Consider the following 18,473-nt stretch of genomic DNA (forward strand, 5'->3'; position numbering starts at 1 on the left):
GACTGAACTAAGGGGGAATTGCTTTGAGCGGTGCGAATGGTAGCGAGTGGGGTGTTCAGTGTCAACCTTTCCAGCCTAAGAAAAAGTAAAAATATTTCCCTGAAAATACTTTACTTTTCTGTACCCCTTATCGGCATTAGGCTAGGTTTAGTTATCCACCAAAATTGTGGATAAGTGTGTTGACGAATCCTGAGCAATTCGTTTCATCAATGAATGTTGAGTTATTACTCTACTCATTTGTTGAGTTTATTTTTTATATAACACTATGTTTTTTATTTTATTTTTTGATTTATCAACTGAAATTATCAATAAGAAATGAAAATGAATGGCGATGAGAAAAAGGGAGTCATTTTGAAATTTTGGGGAAAACAAGTGGATTATTTTTGAAAGTTAGGAGTGGTTTTTTACGAATCAGGCCGAAGATGGTAGCAAACGTATGGAGAAGAAACTAGCATTTTTTCAAAACAGGGGTGATTTACGACGCAACTATTTTGAACAATTACTTGCAACAAAACATGGCTAACAGCGAGAATGCCTATTCAGTTATAGAGGACAACGGCATTATGAGCAAAACGTTTGAATTGGTATCGGGTTATCAACCGTCAGGCGATCAACCTACGGCGATCAAGCAATTGTTTGATGGGCTAGATGCAGGTCTTGCTCATCAAACCTTATTGGGTGTGACGGGTTCAGGGAAAACATTCACCTTGGCTAATGTGATCGCCAAGGCGCAGCGTCCGGTTATCTTGTTGGCACCGAATAAAACGCTCGCAGCCCAGCTGTATGGTGAGATGAAGTCATTTTTCCCCAATAATGCGGTTGAGTATTTCGTCTCTTATTACGACTACTATCAGCCAGAGGCGTATGTACCGACCACGGACACATTTATAGAAAAAGATTCCTCGATTAACTCACACATAGAACAAATGCGACTCTCCGCGACTAAAGCGCTGCTTGAGCGTAAAGATGCGATTATTGTGGCTTCTGTATCGGCGATTTACGGTTTGGGTGATCCTGATTCTTATCTGAAAATGATGCTGCATGTTCGCCGTGGTGATGTGATGGATCAGCGCGACATTATCCGCCGTTTAGCCGAGCTCCAATACACACGTAACGATATGGCGTTTGAACGTGGTCAATTTAGAGTTCGTGGAGAGGTGATCGATATCTTTCCTGCGGAATCGGATTATGCGGCCGTGCGTGTTGAAATGTTCGATGATGAGGTGGATTGCATCAGTTTGTTTGACCCATTGACGGGCGCAATGATTCAGCGAGATCTTCCTCGCTATACCATCTATCCTAAAACGCACTATGTTACGCCAAGAGAGCGTATTGTCGATGCGATAGAGCACATCAAAGAGGAGCTACGAACTCGCCAAGCTTATCTGTTGGAAAACAATAAGCTACTCGAAGAGCAGCGCATATCGCAGCGTACTCAATTTGATATTGAAATGATGAATGAGCTCGGTTTTTGTTCAGGTATTGAAAACTATTCTCGTTATCTCAGTGGGCGAAAAGAGGGAGAGCCGCCTCCGACCCTGTTTGACTATCTACCGCATGACGGTTTATTGATTATCGACGAATCACACGTAACCGTGCCGCAAATTGGCGCGATGTTCAAAGGCGATCGTTCACGCAAAGAAACGTTAGTGGAGTTTGGTTTCCGGTTGCCTTCCGCTTTAGATAACCGTCCATTAAAGTTTGAAGAGTTCGAATCACTTGCGCCGCAGACGATTTTTGTTTCTGCTACCCCGGGCAACTATGAGCTAGAAAAATCAGCCGGACAAATTGTGGATCAAGTGGTGCGCCCAACCGGATTACTGGACCCCGTGCTGGAAGTACGACCAGTTGCAACACAAGTGGATGATGTGTTGTCAGAGATCCGCATTCGCTCAGCGAAAGATGAACGTGTGCTGATCACGACATTGACTAAACGCATGGCTGAAGACTTAACTGAGTATCTTCATGAACATGGGGTTAAGGTCAGATATCTGCACTCAGATATTGATACTGTTGAGCGGGTTGAGATTATTCGCGACCTTCGCCTAGGCGAGTTTGATGTGTTAGTGGGTATTAACTTACTGCGTGAAGGTTTGGATATGCCTGAAGTCTCTCTCGTCGCAATTCTTGATGCGGATAAAGAAGGCTTTCTACGTTCAGAACGTTCATTAATTCAGACCATTGGCCGTGCGGCACGTAACATTGAAGGCAAAGCGATTCTCTATGCTGACCGCATTACTAACTCAATGAAGAAAGCGATGGATGAGACCGATCGTCGCCGTGAAAAGCAGCAAGCACATAATGAAGAACAAGGGATAACACCTCAGGCGCTGAAACGTAATATCAAAGATATTATGGAGTTAGGTGATATTACTAAGTCCAAGCAGCAGAGGATGAGCAAACAAGTACCTTTGTCTAAGGTGGCAGAAAGCTCGCAAACTTATGAAATATTCACGCCGCTACAACTGGAAAAAGAGATCGCCAAACTAGAAGGGTTAATGTACAAACACGCACAAAACCTAGAATTTGAATTGGCTGCCGAAAAGCGTGACCAAATTGAAAAACTGCGTCAGCAGTTCATTACCAACAGTTAAAAAAATAGCCAATAGAAAAAGGTCTATTGGCTGTTATTTGTGAACACTTTATTCACTAACAACGTCAGTTGGCTAGGTGACCCCTAAGGGTCATATTGAATAGAGCACATATCGTGCCAATTAATTTTATGCAAAAAGGGCTATTAACTAACGAATTAGTGCCTTTTTGTTATTTTATTTTGCAAAATGCGAACCTTAATGCAATAGTTAAGGCAAAGTGCAAAATAATAATGGCTAGAATATGCAACCTGACTTTTCTCTACAAAAGGCTAAATATCTTTTGATGGTGGAAGATACGGCTTCCGTTGCGGCGCTGTATCGTTCATACCTCACCCCCCTTGAAATCGATATCAATATTGTTGGTACAGGTCGTGATGCGATAGAGAGTTTAGCTCACCGAGAGCCGGACCTCATATTGCTGGATCTTCGATTACCCGATATGACGGGCATGGACGTTTTACATGCTGTGAGAAATCAATACCCCAATGTGCCTGTGATATTCATGACCGCTCATGGTTCCATTGATACCGCCGTGGAAGCGATGCGTCACGGTGCCCAAGATTTCTTGATCAAACCTTGTGAAGCAGACCGCTTGCGCGTCACGGTTAACAACGCCATACGTAAAGCTAGCAAACTAAAAAATGAGGCTGGTAACCCAGGTAACCAGAACTACCAAGGTTTTATCGGCAGCAGTCAAACCATGCAATCAGTCTATCGAACCATTGACTCAGCGGCCTCCAGTAAAGCCAGTATTTTTATTACTGGCGAAAGTGGCACGGGTAAAGAGGTGTGCGCAGAAGCGATTCATGCGGCCAGTAAACGTGGCGATAAACCCTTCATTGCGATTAACTGCGCCGCAATTCCTAAAGACTTAATCGAGAGTGAACTCTTTGGCCACGTGAAAGGCGCATTTACTGGCGCAGCGACCGATCGCCAAGGCGCAGCCGAGTTGGCTGATGGCGGCACACTGTTTTTGGATGAACTGTGTGAAATGGATTTGGATTTGCAGACCAAGCTGTTGCGCTTTATCCAAACGGGCACATTCCAGAAAGTGGGCTCATCGAAGATGAAAAGTGTCGATGTTCGTTTTGTCTGCGCTACCAACCGCGATCCATGGAAAGAGGTACAAGAGGGTCGTTTTCGTGAAGATTTGTACTATCGTCTTTATGTGATCCCATTGCATTTACCACCGCTACGCGAGCGAGGCGATGACGTTATTGAAATTGCTTACTCTTTACTCGGCTTTATGTCTAAAGAAGAAGGCAAAGGTTTTGTCCGCTTAGCGCCAGAGGTTGTGGAGCGTTTTACGCGCTATGAATGGCCGGGTAATGTGCGTCAACTGCAAAACGTGTTGCGGAATGTGGTGGTATTGAACCACGGCAACGAGATCGAACTGAGCATGTTACCCCCACCGCTAAATCAAGTCGTGGATAACAAAATTCGATTAGCAAACCTAACGACGGAAACGCGCAAGGAAAATATAACCGTGCACGATATTTTTCCTTTATGGATGACGGAAAAACAAGCCATCGAACAAGCGATAGAAGCGTGTGATGGTAATATTCCTAAAGCAGCCAGTTATTTAGACGTTAGCCCTTCAACTATCTACCGCAAGCTTCAAGCGTGGAACAGTAGAGAGAACTCATAGAGATATGGAACTGATCAATAAAAACAAAATTGCGCATTTGGCCCAAGAAATTGGAGAAGAGAATGTGCCAATATTGCTCGATATTTTTCTCAGCGAGCTGAGCGCCTATACACAGAAGCTAGCTGATCAAAATCTGCCGGATAAAATCGAATATTTAAAAGACATCAGCCATGCTCTAAAAAGCAGTGCCGCCAGCTTTGGTGCGGATAAACTGTGCGCTAAAGCGGTGGATATCGATAGCAAAGGAAAGGCAAACTGCATTTTTGATGAGGCTGAAGAAGTGGCGGCGATGCGCGCTCTTATCGAAGAGACGCATCGTTGCTATTGCCACTTGATGGATTAGCTTGTGAGTTGATTCTCAATGGCTTTTTGAAGTTTAACTCGGTCGTGCCGCCAGTCACGATTGGATGATGCTAGCTCTGTAGTGACACAATGCCAGTGTTCAGCCAGCTCCGGATGTGGTGTATCGCCGATCACCACATCGATTTTTCGTGCGTGGCAGGCGCGCTCACACCATTCCAATTTCTGCCGTAGCGACATGCGACCAGCAGGTCCTTGCTCGGGAGACAAGTTCTCAACAAAAATCAGCTTTGCTTTTACGTTTTGCTCAATGGCATTGCCAATTTCGGGCAGCAGTAGTGGTGGCATCACACTGGTGAGAAAGCTTCCCGGGCCAAGGATGATGCAGTCTGCTGCACTGATGGCGAGTATGGCTTCTTTGGTTGCTGGCACTTCAGGTGATAAATCTAAGCGCCTTAAATCTTCCGTCATCTCATCCACGTTCGTTTCACCCGTGACCCAGTGACCATCCATAGAAAGTGCACTAAGATCAGAAGGATGCTCTGACATAGGTAAAATATTAACATCGACTTTGAGCATGTTGCGGATCAAGTTGATTGCGTCTAAAGGGCGCACAGATAGGTTATCTAATGCAGTCAGCATCAAATTACCGAGGTTATGACCATTGAGTTCTCCCGCACCTTTAAAGCGATATTCAAACATCATCGAACTGATGGAAGGCTCAGTGATCAACTGGTTGATACAGTTACGTGTATCGCCCCATGCAATGCCACCTTGGCAGTGGCGAATGCGCCCAGTGGAACCGCCGTTATCTGTGGTGGTTACAATCCCTGTCGCATTCGAGCCAAAATCTTTTAACGCCGCTAGCATGCGTCCAAGCCCATGTCCTCCGCCAATGGCGACGACTTTCTTTGAAGTGTATAGAGTCATCTGTTCTTCTTATTTTTTAATAATTAACTACAATTTAAATCAGCTTGTTCACAACCCATACTCATTAGGAGGTAAATTGGGTAATGGACTCTTTTTTTTTACGATAAGGGTAGAATCACTTACTAATATTAAGTATTTTACTTATCAGCTGCTGTAGAGATAGTTAATTATACTACCTCAACGGCTGCCATAGCTCCGAGCTTAACTGGCTAAGTCTCATTTTTGTGAGATAGGGTGGTTAAGCCAGTGGTCTAATACCACAAGGGCATAATTGGAAATGATTATGCCTCCCGTATTTGGAAAGGTGTTCCGTGGCGCAACAGTTCGAAGATAGATTCCAACGTAAATTTTATTATTTACGTTTATCTGTTACAGATGTCTGTAACTTTAAATGCACATATTGCCTGCCTGATGGTTATCAACCTTCGGGGCAGAAAAACTCGTCTTTTTTAACCCTTCCTGAAATACAACGCGTCGTGCGAGCCTTTGCCGACTGTGGTACGTCGAAAGTACGCATCACAGGGGGGGAGCCGACTTTGCGTAAAGACTTTAACGACATTATTGCTTGTGTGGCGAATACCGCTGGTATAGAGAAAGTGGCGACCACCACCAACGGTTACCGTATGGCCAAACAAGTAGAAGGTTGGCAATCGGCCGGGTTAACGCATATCAATGTCAGTGTCGATAGTCTTGATCCAAGAATGTTCCACCAAATCACGGGTGAAAACAAATTTACGCAAGTGATGGCGGGGATTGATCGCGCTTTTGAAGTCGGTTACCAGCAAGTTAAAGTCAACGTTGTGCTGCTAAAAGACCTTAATCATCAGCAGTTACCTGCTTTTTTAGGTTGGATTAAACATCGCCCTATTCAACTTCGTTTTATTGAACTAATGCAAACTGGTGAAATGGACTCGCTGTTTGAGCGTCACCATATTTCAGGTGTTGCCATTCGTAATCAACTGATTGCCAATGGTTGGGTGCTGAAAACCCGAGCTCACAATGATGGGCCAGCGCAAGTATTTGTTCATGCCGATTACCAAGGTGAAATCGGCCTTATCATGCCGTATGAGAAAAACTTTTGCCATAGCTGCAACCGCTTACGTGTTTCGGCAAAGGGGAAGTTACACCTGTGCCTTTTCGGTGAGCAAGGCGTTGAATTGCGCGATCTGCTCGCTCAAGATAATCAACAGCAAGCCTTAATTGAGCGCATTCAAGCGCAATTACAGACCAAGTCGGTCAGCCATTTTTTACAAGATGGCAATACGGGTATGACACCTAATCTCGCCTCCATTGGCGGCTAATGGCGGCTAAATTCTTTTTGTCACTGGCTATTGTTTAGCGGGTGATGTTGGTACACATTTGAACAGTAGGTGAACACATGGGTCACGCAGAAAGCGCATTTCAACCAGCACATATTGCCGTACTGACGGTTTCCGATACTCGTACTGAAGAAAACGATACTTCAGGCGGTTACTTAGCTGAGCAACTTCAACAAGCGGGACACATTCTGGCCGATAAGCAGATTGTTATTGATGATCAGTATAAAATTCGCGCGATTGTTTCTCAGTGGATCGCGGATGAAAACGTGCAAGCCGTGCTGATCACGGGCGGAACGGGTTTTACCTCACGCGACAGCACACCAGAGGCATTAAAGCCCTTGTTTGATAAAGAAGTTGAAGGTTTTGGCGAGCTGTTCCGATTGGTCTCTTACGATGAAATTGGCACTTCAACCATTCAGTCTCGTGCCATTGCAGGTTTTGCCAACCATACGGTTATTTTTGCCATGCCAGGTTCAACAGGAGCGTGCAAAACCGGTTGGACAAAAATCATCAAACAGCAGTTAGATGCCAGCCATCGCCCATGCAACTTTATGCCACATCTTTCGGTTTAACGGGGTTTCAATGAGCGAATTTACTCATATTAATGCCTCAGGCGAAGCCAATATGGTCGATGTCTCTGCCAAGGCTGAAACCGTACGTGAAGCACGTGCGGAAGCCTTTGTGAAGATGTCACCACAAACGCTGCAACTGATCCTTTCTGGGCAACACCACAAAGGTGATGTGTTTGCCACCGCAAGAATTGCGGGCATTCAAGCGGCGAAGAAAACGTGGGATTTAATCCCACTGTGCCACCCATTGCTGCTTACTAAAGTAGAAGTGCAGCTTGAAGCCATCGAAGCACAAAGCAAAGTTCGAATTGAATCATTGTGTAAATTAACCGGTAAAACAGGGGTTGAAATGGAAGCCTTAACCGCGGCATCGGTGGCGGCGTTAACCATTTACGACATGTGTAAAGCAGTACAAAAAGATATCGTGATTGAACAAGTGCGCTTACTTGAAAAAAGCGGCGGAAAATCTGGTTACTTTAGCGCTCAGCCACAACAAAAGGTCACGCATGATTAATGTCCTCTTTTTTGCTCAAACTCGTGAGTTGATCGGCCAAGACAACATTCAACTCAAGGCACAGTTTGCTACGGTTGAAGCGCTGCGTAGCCACTTAGCCTCGCAGCCTGGGAAATGGGATTTAGCCTTGCAACCGGGAAAACTGCTGGTGGCAGTCAATCAAACTATCGTTGCCTTTGATTACCCGTTAAGTGATGGTGATGAAGTGGCTTTTTTTCCTCCAGTAACTGGAGGCTAGTGATGGATAGCCGTATTTCCGTTCAAATATCAGATTTCTCGGTAGACGCAGAATACCGTGATTTGTCGCAAGGTACTTCCGCTGGCGCTGTGGTTACCTTTATTGGCAAAGTTCGTGATATGAATTTAGGTGATAATGTTATTGGCTTAACGCTTGAGCATTATCCGGGAATGACAGAAAAAGCCTTGAGTGATATTTGTGATCAGGCGCAGGCACGATGGCCAGTGCAAAAAATCCGTGTGATCCACCGAATCGGTGATTTAGATATTGGCGATCAAATCGTGTTTGTGGGCGTGTCGAGCTCACATCGTGGTGCGGCTTTTGAGGCGTGCGAATTCGTTATGGATTACCTTAAAGCCAAAGCACCGTTTTGGAAGAAAGAGCGCACCACCGAACAAACACGCTGGGTGGAGTCTCGAGATTCAGATGCCCAAGCCGCGCAGCGTTGGGCTAATCATCACACCATCGACTAAGCCTTGTGTAGTATATGAATAGTTCCGCGCTGTTGATTCTTCGCGTGAAACAGCGCTTTATCGGCCGTTGATACAAACTGTTCTGGCATCATGCCAGTCGGTATCTGTTCGCAATATTGGATGCCGATAGTAATCGATACATATAATGAGACATGAGAATAGCGGTGAGGGATTTGCAGCTCTCTCACTTCATTAAGTAGTTGCAATGCTTTTTGCTCGCACTGTTTAATATCAATATCCGCAATAAACAGTAGAAATTCATCTCCTCCATAGCGAAAGCAGAGGTCATCTTTACGTTTCCAATGCTGCAGAGTGCTCGCTATCTTGCGCAACACAGTATCGCCATTCACATGGCCATAGTGGTCGTTATATTCTTTGAAGCAATCTAAGTCGATCATGAAAATTGCAGCACTACTTTGCTCACGCTTGATCTTATCTAACGCTTTGGGCAGCAATGAGTCCATCGCATAACGGTTATAGACCTGAGTTAAATGATCCACATTGGTCAGTTTTTCTAACTCAAGTTGGTGTATAGAAAGCCGCTCTAACGTGCGCTTATAAGCGGTAATATTTCTCACAATCCATAGCACGTACTCAGTATTTTTCAGCGGGATGACCAATGCGTTAAAAAACTGAATATCGATAGGGCCAGAGCTGCCTTTAAATTGAGCTATCACCCTTAGGTCGAGATCGTATTCAAACTCTCGCATTTGTCCGTTATCAATGACTTCTTGGATAATTTGATGAAACCAAGCGGCTTTTTTTTCGGGTAATACCTGGTATAGATTGAGGCCAATGAGAACCCTTGGGTCGTGGTGTCGGCTGCGATCCGTGCCTCCTAAGGCCTCCACATATATGCCATCGCGGTTAATCAGAAAAGTGGGTTCGGGTAATGACTCCAACAAGCTGCGCATCAGTGCTGGGTTTTCTATAATCTCGGAAAACAGTGGCGAATTCACCATGCCCAGTCCTTATTAATACAACGGTCAATGTTTAAGATATAAATGATATTAACTGTAAAATCTTGCGAGACATCGTGTTCTTCACGTGTTGTTTGATTCAAAAATGAGACGTTTTGATAAAAGATTTTGCCATTTACCCTTGATAAAAATTAACTATTTGTAATATCGATAGTTTGTGCCGATGAGCAAAATCGATTTTTTCCATTTAGCAAAACGGTGAAATTAGTCAACACTTAACTTAAGGCAGCATACCGTTGCAACCAAGGAGACAGATATGCAATCGCTAATAGTTAAAGACTATATGACATTACAAGCCATCACCTTCAAACCGGACATGCCAATGACTGCGGCTTTAGAAAAAGTGATGCGTTCGGAGCATCTTGGTGGTCCTGTTATTAACGACCAAGAACAAGTGATTGGCTTTCTATCAGAGCAGGATTTGCTCGATAAATTGGTGAAGGTGAGTTATTTCTGTGAAGACACCCATTTAGTCCGTGACTGCATGCACCCTGAAGTGCTGTCCGTTTCATCAGACACTTCTATTATTGAGCTTGCTGACATGATGAAAGTAGGAAAACCGAAAGTTTATCCTGTGATCGATCAAGGTAAATTGGTTGGCATTATTACGCGCAGAGATGTACTGAGAGCATTAGGGAAAAACTTAACGCATTGTTTTAAAAAACCAACATAGCAAACTATCCCCTTCCTACTTGAAGCTGCAGCGGTGTTGGCTACGTTCGTTCACCCCAATCACATAGTTTGCCTATGCTCATGGGGACTCACTCACTTGCCGCCTACCTGCAACTCCAAGTTGTTTGGGTATATCAGCAGTAATAAATAAAATTCTAGAGGTGCAGTGCACCTCTTTTCCATCTAATCAAAGTGAATGTGCGTTAAGTGCAGGTTTGATAAAAATGCGCTTGACCTTGGAGTTGACTCTAAGGTTTAAGCTTTGTGCATCAGAGAAGGAGAATCCTATGTGCACAAAACATGAAGCTTGCAGTACTACAAAAAATAGCATGGCAAACCCGCAGGCGGTGTCATGCTCTAGTCTTAAAATTACCGCGATTAGGGCGGCAGGCGTTGATTCAAATGAAGAGGGGTGTTGCGGGTCACGAGAGTGCGCAACCAATGATCCTGATGATGAACCCGCGCAGCTCACATCCGTTAAAACACAGTTTAACCAAAGCTGGAAAATTGAAGGGATGGATTGCCCATCTTGCGCACGTAAGGTTGAAACGGCACTTAAAAAAGTGGGTAATGTGATCGACGCCAAAGTGCTGTTTGCCACTGAAAAATTGGTGGTCAAGTTTAATACCGAAGAGGCAGCGCTTGAAATAGAGCAAGCGGTTCGTAACGCGGGTTTTACGGCTCACCGCATTGATGCGGCTAATCCAGTTTCTGCCCCCATTCATAGTGACTGGAAGTCGGTCATAAAACAGAACGCGCAGATCCTCTCCATTGCTGGCGCTATGATACTCGCCGCTATTGTGCAGCCTTATTTCCCTCAAATCAGCGATGGGATGTTCATTTTGACCTGTCTTGCCGGTTTGTATCCTATCGGCAAAAAAGCGATTCAACTGGCACGCTCAGGCACACCCTTTGCGATTGAAACCTTAATGAGCGTTGCGGCGCTCGGAGCGCTCTATCTTGGTGAAACGGTTGAAGCGGCGATGGTGCTATTACTCTTCCTCATCGGAGAACGGCTAGAAGCTTTTGCCGCTTCCAAAGCGCGCAGCGGCGTGCAAGCTCTAATGGCACTGGTGCCTGAAACGGCAACAAAAATTGTGGCAGGAGAACGCATCACGGTGGCAGCACATGAGCTAAAACCGGGGGATGTAGTGGAAGTTTCTCCCGGCTCTCGGCTACCTGCGGATGGCCAATTGCACGAAGCGTCGGCTAGTTTTGATGAGAGCGCGTTAACGGGCGAATCACTGCCTGTCGAACGTTATCAAGGTGACAGTATCATGGCGGGTGCAGTGGTCGCGGATCAGGTGGTGCGTTTCACCATCACGTCCAAACAGGGTGAAAACGCGATTGACCGTATTTTACATCTGATTGAAGAAGCGGAATCTCGCAAAGCGCCGTTAGAACGTTTTCTTGATAAATTTAGTCGTTGGTATACCCCATTAATGATGTTGGTTTCATTAGCCGTGGTTGTGATACCGCCGACACTGTTTGCGCAGCCATGGGAAACATGGGTTTACCGTGGCTTAGCCTTACTGCTGATTGCTTGTCCATGTGCGTTGGTTATCTCAACTCCGGCGGCCATTACTTCTGGCCTTGCCGCAGCGGCGCGTCGTGGTGCACTGATCAAAGGGGGCGCGGCGCTCGAACAGCTTGGAAAAATAGAGAGTATTGCTTTTGATAAAACGGGTACTTTGACCAAAGGTAAACCGGAAGTTACGGATGTGGTTGCGTTCAATGGCTGGGATGAAGAGCAATTGTTGCGCTATGTCGCAGCGGTTGAAATGGGCTCGAGCCATCCTCTGGCAACCTCTTTAGTGAAAAAAGTGCAAGCGATGGCTTTGCCCATTCCAGAAGCGATAGAGAAGCGAGCGTTAGTTGGCAGTGGGGTTTCGGGGGTTGTGGAGGGGAAATCACTGCGCGTATTAGCGCCAAGCAAAGCGAATGTTCCGTTTTCTGATGCATTTAGCGCGCAAGTGGAAGCGCTAGAGATGCAAGGCAAAACAGTGGTGGTGGTTTTTGAGCAAGAGAACATTGTCGGTTTAATCGCATGGCAAGATACCTTGCGTGAAGATGCCAAAGCCGCCATTGAAGCACTGCGCCGTTTGGGGATCGACACTATTATGCTCACTGGCGATAACCCTAGAAGCGCTGCGACGATGAGTGCTCAATTAGGGATAGATTTCAAAGCCAGTTTATTACCGCAAGATAAAGTGGAATACATTCAACAGTTGGCGCAACAAAAACAAGTGGCGATGGTCGGGGATGGCATTAATGATGCACCAGCAATGAAAGCGGCCAGCATTGGTATTGCGATGGGGGGGGGTACCGATGTTGCGTTGGAAACGGCTGATGCGGCAATTACTCATAATCGATTGGTCGAGCTCGCCACCATGATCGAGCTATCACAAGCAACCCTCGCCAATATTCGCCAGAATGTCACGCTAGCGCTAGGCTTAAAAAGTATCTTTTTAGTCACGAGTTTACTCGGTATTACGGGCTTATGGGTGGCGGTGCTGGCCGATAGTGGAGCTACCGCGTTAGTGACGCTCAATGCGTTGCGTCTATTGAAATTTAAAAAATAGTCCGAGACTAAAAACCAAAAAGCTTAGCAAGGCATGGCGGGTCGTTATCTCTCATGCCTGTTGGGTTTGCACCCTATTGTGGTAATAGTGTGAAATGCGTCGATATTGCGCTTGTATTTTGTTATGCAGTGTTGGAAATCATCTTTTAGGGTTGGGTGTTATTTCATCAATCTTGCTGTTTTTTGTGATGCAAACCGTTTTTATGAGAATGTGTTCGTTACATTGCGTCATTCATTGTGAATTTGATCACTCTTTGTTGGTGCGTGGTCCGCTAGAGTAGCTGCATACCCGATGTATATCTATGAGCTGAACAAGCCGCAATAAGGAGTCACTTATGTCTCAAGCCGTTTTCCATCTAGGTGTTACCGAAGCCGATCTGAATGGTGCTACTTTGGCCATTATCCCTGGGGATCCAGCCCGCGTACAAAAAATCGCTGAAGAGATGGAAAATCCAGTCTTTCTTGCTAGCCACCGTGAATACACTGTGTACCGCGCAGAGTTAGACGGTAAGCCAGTCGTTGTTTGTTCTACTGGTATCGGTGGTCCTTCTACGTCTATTGCGGTTGAAGAGCTTGCTCAACTTGGCGTGCGTACTTTCCTACGCGTAGGTACTACTGGTGCAATCCAACCTCATGTCAATGTGGGTGATATGATTGTCAGCACAGGTTCGGTTCGCCTTGACGGTGCAAGTTTGCACTTTGCGCCAATGGAATTCCCTGCTGTGGCTGATTTCGATGTCGCCACTGCAATGAAAGCGGCTGTAGTTGAAAGTGGTGCAACCGTGCACATGGGCGTTACCGCATCAAGTGATACTTTCTACCCAGGCCAAGAGCGTTATGACACCTTCACTGGTCGTGTTGTGCGTCGTTTCCAAGGCTCAATGAAAGAGTGGCAAGACATGGGCGTATTGAACTTTGAGATGGAATCCGCCACTTTGCTAACCATGTGTGCGAGCTCAGGTTTGAAAGCAGGTTGTGTGGCTGGTGTGATCATCAACCGTACTCAAAAAGAGATCCCAGATCACGCGACACTCAAAGAGACCGAGGCTCGTTCAATCAAAGTGGTTGTCGAAGCGGCGCGTAAAATGCTGTAATTGAGTTCTGAATTTACACTGATGTATCTATGTACACGGTGAGTGATTAGGCCACTTTTGAATAAAGTGGCCTTTTTACTTTCTAAATAATCACCAGTCAAACAGTCACCAGCTAAATAATTACTCACTAAGCAATCGCCAATTTAGGCAATGGAATGTACAAGCTCTCGGTTAAGTCGCTGAGCATCTGGTCGTAAACGTGAGAGATGCTGAGTGAAATATCCGAAGTGATTTGGTACATCGCGCCAGCTTCTATTTGAAAGGCAGGATGATCATGCAGTTCGCTCAGGCTATGTAGCGCGGCTGAGCAGCTTGGCGAAGCTACCGTTAAAGGGCTGATTAAGGCGAGTTGATTCATCCTACGCCTGACAACCTCACTATAATGCTGCAAGCGTATGCGGCCATCTTGAGTATCCATTTCATCAATGCTGATGCGTAACTGAGTTAGCGCGTCCATCGCATCAATGACCTGTTGCCAATTAATATGGTATTCATCGCTGAGATCTTCGCGGTTGGATTCCACCAACCAAGCCAGTATCACCTCATCCATTAAGAACATACAGTGACGAATTATTTTACCATGCATCATTTGGTTACGAGCCACAGAGTGCTCTGGCCACTCCTTCATGAGTGCTTTAAGCTTAATTTGTAGCACACGGTACATTGGTTTGTTATCAAAGTGTGCGATAGCAATTAAGTGATTACTTTTTTCGTATAGCGTATCTTGCAATTCATTCAACTCAGTGTCGCGTCTTTGACCAGAGGCTAGTGTTTGATGGGTAATGTTACGGTGCTGACGGCATAAAAACAGTAGCTGGCGAAGGTCGATCAGCAGTTGATATTTACGTTGTAATGTGGATTCACGCTGTTTTGCCAGATAAAACATCAGCCACAATATACCGATAGAGATAAGCATTGAGATAAAAACAAACATAACCAACTCCTTGTTAATGTTATACCAATCTAGAGTTAGCAGGGTTAATGCCAGTTTTTTATTTGTTTAAATTCAATTGTTTATGTATTTTTGCGTTGAAGTGATGCATCTTATTGGTGCATTTTGAACTAAAAGTGTGAGCTGGATCGATTTTGAGCAGTATGGTGATAAAAAATCCCCAACACAGAGTGTGTTGGGGATGCTATCGTGAAGATTGATGTATTACAGGATGCGCATGCCAGCTTGAGCACCTTCATGTGGCTCAAGAATCCATAGCTCGCTGCCACCAGGGCCTGCGGCTAAGATCATGCCTTCTGACATACCAAACTTCATTTTACGCGGTTTGAGGTTCGCTACCATGACAGTGTACTTGCCTACTAACTCTTCGGGTGAATAAGCGGCTTTAATACCTGAAAACACTTGGCGAGTTTCGCCACCAATATCCAATTGGAATTTGAGCAATTTGTCCGCTTTTGGCACCGCTTCGCAAGCGATGATCTTAGCAACGCGTAAGTCCACTTTGGCAAAATCATCAAATTCGATTTCAGCAGCAATAGGGTCTTTACTTAGCTCAGTTTCAACTGTGGTTGGTTGCGCGCTCTCAATCGCAGCTTTTTCTGCTGCCGCTTCTTCTTTAGACGCTTCAATCATCGCTTCAACGTGTTTCGGATCAATGCGATTAAACAGCGCTTTGAATGGCGTGAGCGTATGGCTTGTTAATGGTGTTTGTACACCTTCCCAAGTGAGTTCTTGGTTTAAGAATGCTTCGGTGCGCGCCGCTAGTGCTGGCATTACAGGTTTTAAGTAAGTCATTAACACGCGGAATAGGTTGATACCCACTGAGCAAATGTCTTGTAGCTCTTGCTCTTGACCTTCTTGTTTAGCCACAACCCAAGGCGCTTTTTCATCCACGTATTGGTTCGCTTTGTCCGCCAATGCGGTGATTTCACGAATAGCACGGTTAAATTCACGGCTTTCGTAAAGATCAGCAATGCGATCCGCTGCTGCGGCAAATTCTGCGTACAGCTCTGGTTCGGCAAAGGTTGCAGACAACTGATTTTCAAAACGTTTGGTGATGAAGCCTGCATTACGCGATGCAAGGTTGACGATTTTATTGACCACATCGGCGTTCACACGTTGGGTGAAATCCTCAAGGTTCAAATCAAGATCGTCGATGCGGCTATTGAGTTTTGCGGCGTAGTAGTAGCGTAAGCATTCTGGGTCTAGGTGGTTTAAGTAAGTGCTTGCTTTGACAAACGTTCCTTTAGACTTCGACATCTTCGCGCCATTGACTGTGACATAACCGTGTACGAAGACGTTATTAGGCTTACGGAAACCACTGCCATCAAGCATCGCTGGCCAGAATAGGCTGTGGAAGTAAACAATATCTTTACCGATGAAATGGTACAGTTCGGTTTTACTGTCTTTATTCCAGTATTCGTCAAAGTCTAAGTCATCGCGTTTGTTACATAGGTTTTTAAATGAACCCATGTAGCCGATAGGCGCGTCTAACCACACGTAGAAGAATTTGTTCTTTTCGCCGGGGATTTCAAAGCCAAAGTATGGCGCATCACGTGAAATATCCCACTGTTGCAGGCCGCCTTCGAACCACTCTTGCATTTTATTGGCGGTTTCTGTTTGTAGCGAGCCAGAGCGAGTCCACTCTTTGAGCATGCTTTCAAATTGAGGAAGGTCAAAGAAGAAATGCTCAGAATCTTTCATTACTGGCGTCGCGCCAGAAACGGCCGATTTCGGGTTGATAAGCTCTGTTGGGCTATAGGTTTCGCCACACGCATCGCAGTTATCACCGTATTGATCTTCTGACTTACATTTTGGGCAAGTGCCTTTCACGAAGCGATCAGGCAAGAACATCTCTTTTTCTGGGTCAAACAGCTGAGAAATGGTGCGGCTTGAAATGAAGCCATTTTTTTTCAGCTCAAGATAAATGTGAGAAGCCAGCTCGCGGTTCTCTTCGCTGTGAGTGCTGTGATAATTGTCAAAACTGATATCAAAACCTGCAAAATCTTTTTGGTGCTCTTCACTTACTGCGGCGATCATCTCTTCAGGTGTAATACCCATCTGTTGTGCTTTAAGCATAATTGGCGTGCCGTGAGCATCGTCTGCACAGATGAAGTTTACAGTGTTGCCGCGTAGGCGTTGGTAACGAACCCAAATGTCAGCTTGGATATGCTCAAGCATATGACCAAGGTGGATCGAACCGTTAGCGTACGGAAGGGCACAAGTTACCAGCAGTTTCCTTGAAGAAACGTTTCTTGGGTCAGTCGCCATACTTAATATTCGCTTTTTTGATAGGTATGAAAAATAGAGACCAATACTACCTTATGCAGCGAGCGACTCCAAGGCGTGAGCCTAAGGAATCCCGCAACTTTTTTGGGGTTCAGTCTGACAATAGAGAGTGATAGCATGAGCAAAAAGGAGAAGCTATGCAGCCGTTCACATCTAAACAAGATTTTTGCGATTGGTTAAACCAATTTGAACACCCTCATCTTATTGCGGGGTGGGCAAACCAACCTCATTGGGTTTCGGTTACAACAGCGGGACGTTTGACGGTTCATATTCCATTTGCCGCTAAAAATCTGCTGGATGAGCTTTCCGAATGGGTCATCTCCAAGCAGCAAACCGATGCGCTTGCTCCATTCAGTGTTGAGATAATCATTGCGCCGAAAGCGCTAGCGACGACGGTCGCTCATAGTGTTAATGGTGTTAAAAATATTATTGCGGTGACTTCAGCCAAAGGGGGCGTCGGCAAATCAACCACCGCCGTCAATCTTGCTCTAGCCATTGCTCAATCTGGGGCGAAAGTTGGCTTGTTGGATGCGGATATTTATGGCCCTTCAGTGCCGATGATGCTTGGCAAGCAAGAAGCAAAGCCAGATGTGCGTGATAATAAGTGGATGCAGCCAGTTGAGGCATTTGGCATTTTCAGTCATTCGATTGGCTATCTGGTTGATAAATCTGAAGCGGCGATTTGGCGCGGGCCGATGGCATCGAAAGCACTGGCGCAACTGCTCAATGAAACCGAGTGGCCAGATGTGGATTATCTGGTCATCGACATGCCACCGGGGACAGGTGATATTCAACTCACCTTGTCACAACAAATTCCGGTAACGGGCGCGGTGATCGTCACCACTCCGCAAGATCTGGCACTAGCGGATGCGCGCAAAGGGGCGGCCATGTTCGAAAAAGTCGACGTTCCGGTTATCGGGCTTATTGAAAATATGAGCTATCACATCTGCAGTCATTGTGGAGAGAAAGAGCATATCTTTGGTGTCGGTGGCGCGCAGAAACTGGCCTGTGAATATGGGTTGGCGCTGCTTGCACAAATTCCTCTGCACATTGCCCTGCGTGAAGACATCGACCAAGGTCGTCCTACCGTGGTTGCTCAACCAGAAAGTGAGCATACACAGCGTTATCTTCAACTGGCGGAACGAGTCTGTTCAAGCCTATATTGGCAAGGAAAGCCTAAGCCAGATGCAATCAGTTTTACATTGGTAGACTAGTGTTGGTCCACAGTGCTATGAAAGTAGCACTGTGGTGATCTCTTCTGAAATACGACGAAAACGTTTGCTTGGTAGTTTGTTATTCAAACCTCTTCCAAAGTCTAAA

At 45.6% G+C, this 18,473-nt stretch carries 16 protein-coding genes and 1 riboswitch; of the genes, 12 read left to right on the top strand and 4 right to left on the bottom strand.

The genetic code is table 11. From position 1 onward, the window contains the following. Window positions 1-563 precede the first annotated feature (563 nt). The 3 genes from uvrB to luxU all read left to right on the top strand — a co-directional run bounded on the left by uvrB (window position 564) and on the right by luxU (window position 4,585). Window positions 564-2,594 carry an excinuclease ABC subunit UvrB gene (gene uvrB, locus PL85_RS13715; protein WP_115339910.1) on the top strand — a complete coding sequence of 677 codons (2,031 nt, stop codon included), beginning with the start codon at window positions 564-566 and terminating at the stop codon, window positions 2,592-2,594. A 241-nt stretch (window positions 2,595-2,835) separates the two neighbouring features. Beyond that, the gene (gene luxO, locus PL85_RS13720; protein WP_026027308.1) at window positions 2,836-4,242 is read left to right on the top strand and encodes a quorum-sensing sigma-54 dependent transcriptional regulator LuxO; all 1,407 of its coding nucleotides are present in this window, start codon (window positions 2,836-2,838) and stop codon (window positions 4,240-4,242) included. A 4-nt stretch (window positions 4,243-4,246) separates the two neighbouring features. Continuing rightward, a complete protein-coding gene (luxU, locus tag PL85_RS13725) occupies window positions 4,247-4,585 on the top strand; it encodes a quorum-sensing phosphorelay protein LuxU (protein ID WP_013857261.1) in 339 nt (112 codons plus the stop codon). Here the strand turns inward: luxU and PL85_RS13730 are convergent. Continuing rightward, the gene (locus PL85_RS13730; protein WP_013857260.1) at window positions 4,582-5,472 is read right to left on the bottom strand and encodes a YvcK family protein; all 891 of its coding nucleotides are present in this window, start codon (window positions 5,470-5,472) and stop codon (window positions 4,582-4,584) included. The two genes, luxU and PL85_RS13730, sit on opposite strands and share 4 nt — an antisense overlap. Before the next feature lie 179 nt (window positions 5,473-5,651). Continuing rightward, window positions 5,652-5,795, top strand: a riboswitch (molybdenum cofactor riboswitch). On the opposite strand from PL85_RS13730, the gene moaA reads away from it, so the two are divergent. The 5 genes from moaA to moaE all read left to right on the top strand — a co-directional run bounded on the left by moaA (window position 5,784) and on the right by moaE (window position 8,585). Continuing rightward, window positions 5,784-6,773 carry a GTP 3',8-cyclase MoaA gene (gene moaA / locus PL85_RS13735; protein WP_026027309.1) on the top strand — a complete coding sequence of 330 codons (990 nt, stop codon included), beginning with the start codon at window positions 5,784-5,786 and terminating at the stop codon, window positions 6,771-6,773. (Overlaps the previous riboswitch by 12 nt.) A gap of 77 nt (window positions 6,774-6,850) precedes the next feature. Next, entirely contained in the window at window positions 6,851-7,363 is a 513-nt protein-coding gene (gene moaB, locus PL85_RS13740) for a molybdenum cofactor biosynthesis protein B (RefSeq protein WP_010320682.1), read from the top strand. Between the two features lie 10 nt (window positions 7,364-7,373). Next, on the top strand, window positions 7,374-7,874 hold the full coding sequence (gene moaC / locus PL85_RS13745; protein ID WP_010320681.1) for a cyclic pyranopterin monophosphate synthase MoaC: 501 nt from the start codon (window positions 7,374-7,376) through the stop codon (window positions 7,872-7,874). After that, window positions 7,867-8,112, top strand: coding sequence for a molybdopterin synthase sulfur carrier subunit (gene moaD / locus PL85_RS13750; protein WP_096036504.1), 246 nt, complete (start codon window positions 7,867-7,869; stop codon window positions 8,110-8,112). Before moaC ends, moaD begins: the two co-directional genes overlap by 8 nt. 2 nt (window positions 8,113-8,114) lie before the next feature. Beyond that, window positions 8,115-8,585 (top strand): molybdopterin synthase catalytic subunit MoaE, encoded by a 471-nt coding sequence (gene moaE, locus PL85_RS13755; RefSeq protein WP_038148363.1) that lies wholly within the window; start codon window positions 8,115-8,117, stop codon window positions 8,583-8,585. On the opposite strand, the gene PL85_RS13760 is transcribed toward moaE, so the two are convergent. Further along, on the bottom strand, window positions 8,582-9,547 hold the full coding sequence (locus PL85_RS13760) for a sensor domain-containing diguanylate cyclase (protein WP_115339649.1): 966 nt from the start codon (window positions 9,545-9,547) through the stop codon (window positions 8,582-8,584). The two genes, moaE and PL85_RS13760, sit on opposite strands and share 4 nt — an antisense overlap. Before the next feature lie 274 nt (window positions 9,548-9,821). Between PL85_RS13760 and PL85_RS13765 the strand changes: the two genes are divergently transcribed. The 3 genes from PL85_RS13765 to udp all read left to right on the top strand — a co-directional run bounded on the left by PL85_RS13765 (window position 9,822) and on the right by udp (window position 13,912). Beyond that, the gene (locus PL85_RS13765; protein ID WP_013857256.1) at window positions 9,822-10,238 is read left to right on the top strand and encodes a CBS domain-containing protein; all 417 of its coding nucleotides are present in this window, start codon (window positions 9,822-9,824) and stop codon (window positions 10,236-10,238) included. Between the two features lie 286 nt (window positions 10,239-10,524). Beyond that, complete coding sequence (locus PL85_RS13770; RefSeq protein ID WP_147288188.1) at window positions 10,525-12,819, top strand: zinc/cadmium/mercury/lead-transporting ATPase; 2,295 nt, start codon at window positions 10,525-10,527, stop codon at window positions 12,817-12,819. Between the two features lie 334 nt (window positions 12,820-13,153). Then, entirely contained in the window at window positions 13,154-13,912 is a 759-nt protein-coding gene (gene udp / locus PL85_RS13775) for a uridine phosphorylase (RefSeq protein ID WP_010320675.1), read from the top strand. A gap of 127 nt (window positions 13,913-14,039) precedes the next feature. On the opposite strand, the gene PL85_RS13780 is transcribed toward udp, so the two are convergent. Both PL85_RS13780 and metG read right to left on the bottom strand, forming a co-directional pair. Continuing rightward, entirely contained in the window at window positions 14,040-14,852 is an 813-nt protein-coding gene (locus PL85_RS13780; RefSeq protein ID WP_115339651.1) for a hypothetical protein, read from the bottom strand. A gap of 216 nt (window positions 14,853-15,068) precedes the next feature. Continuing rightward, the gene (gene metG, locus PL85_RS13785; RefSeq protein WP_013857253.1) at window positions 15,069-17,135 is read right to left on the bottom strand and encodes a methionine--tRNA ligase; all 2,067 of its coding nucleotides are present in this window, start codon (window positions 17,133-17,135) and stop codon (window positions 15,069-15,071) included. Between the two features lie 155 nt (window positions 17,136-17,290). On the opposite strand from metG, the gene apbC reads away from it, so the two are divergent. Then, window positions 17,291-18,367 (top strand): iron-sulfur cluster carrier protein ApbC, encoded by a 1,077-nt coding sequence (apbC, locus tag PL85_RS13790; protein WP_115339652.1) that lies wholly within the window; start codon window positions 17,291-17,293, stop codon window positions 18,365-18,367. Window positions 18,368-18,473: the final 106 nt, after the last annotated feature.

This window comes from Vibrio anguillarum (assembly GCF_001989995.2).
Taxonomy (GTDB): Bacteria; Pseudomonadota; Gammaproteobacteria; order Enterobacterales; family Vibrionaceae; genus Vibrio; species Vibrio anguillarum.

Coding starts and splice junctions, on each gene's coding strand:
- uvrB (WP_115339910.1), top strand. CDS start 564: ATGAGCAAAACGTTTGAATTGGTATCGGGTTATCAACCGTCAGGCGAT.
- luxO (WP_026027308.1), top strand. CDS start 2,836: ATGCAACCTGACTTTTCTCTACAAAAGGCTAAATATCTTTTGATGGTG.
- luxU (WP_013857261.1), top strand. CDS start 4,247: ATGGAACTGATCAATAAAAACAAAATTGCGCATTTGGCCCAAGAAATT.
- PL85_RS13730 (WP_013857260.1), bottom strand. CDS start 5,472: ATGACTCTATACACTTCAAAGAAAGTCGTCGCCATTGGCGGAGGACAT.
- moaB (WP_010320682.1), top strand. CDS start 6,851: ATGGGTCACGCAGAAAGCGCATTTCAACCAGCACATATTGCCGTACTG.
- moaC (WP_010320681.1), top strand. CDS start 7,374: ATGAGCGAATTTACTCATATTAATGCCTCAGGCGAAGCCAATATGGTC.
- moaD (WP_096036504.1), top strand. CDS start 7,867: ATGATTAATGTCCTCTTTTTTGCTCAAACTCGTGAGTTGATCGGCCAA.
- moaE (WP_038148363.1), top strand. CDS start 8,115: ATGGATAGCCGTATTTCCGTTCAAATATCAGATTTCTCGGTAGACGCA.
- PL85_RS13760 (WP_115339649.1), bottom strand. CDS start 9,547: ATGGTGAATTCGCCACTGTTTTCCGAGATTATAGAAAACCCAGCACTG.
- PL85_RS13765 (WP_013857256.1), top strand. CDS start 9,822: ATGCAATCGCTAATAGTTAAAGACTATATGACATTACAAGCCATCACC.
- PL85_RS13770 (WP_147288188.1), top strand. CDS start 10,525: ATGTGCACAAAACATGAAGCTTGCAGTACTACAAAAAATAGCATGGCA.
- udp (WP_010320675.1), top strand. CDS start 13,154: ATGTCTCAAGCCGTTTTCCATCTAGGTGTTACCGAAGCCGATCTGAAT.
- metG (WP_013857253.1), bottom strand. CDS start 17,135: ATGGCGACTGACCCAAGAAACGTTTCTTCAAGGAAACTGCTGGTAACT.
- apbC (WP_115339652.1), top strand. CDS start 17,291: ATGCAGCCGTTCACATCTAAACAAGATTTTTGCGATTGGTTAAACCAA.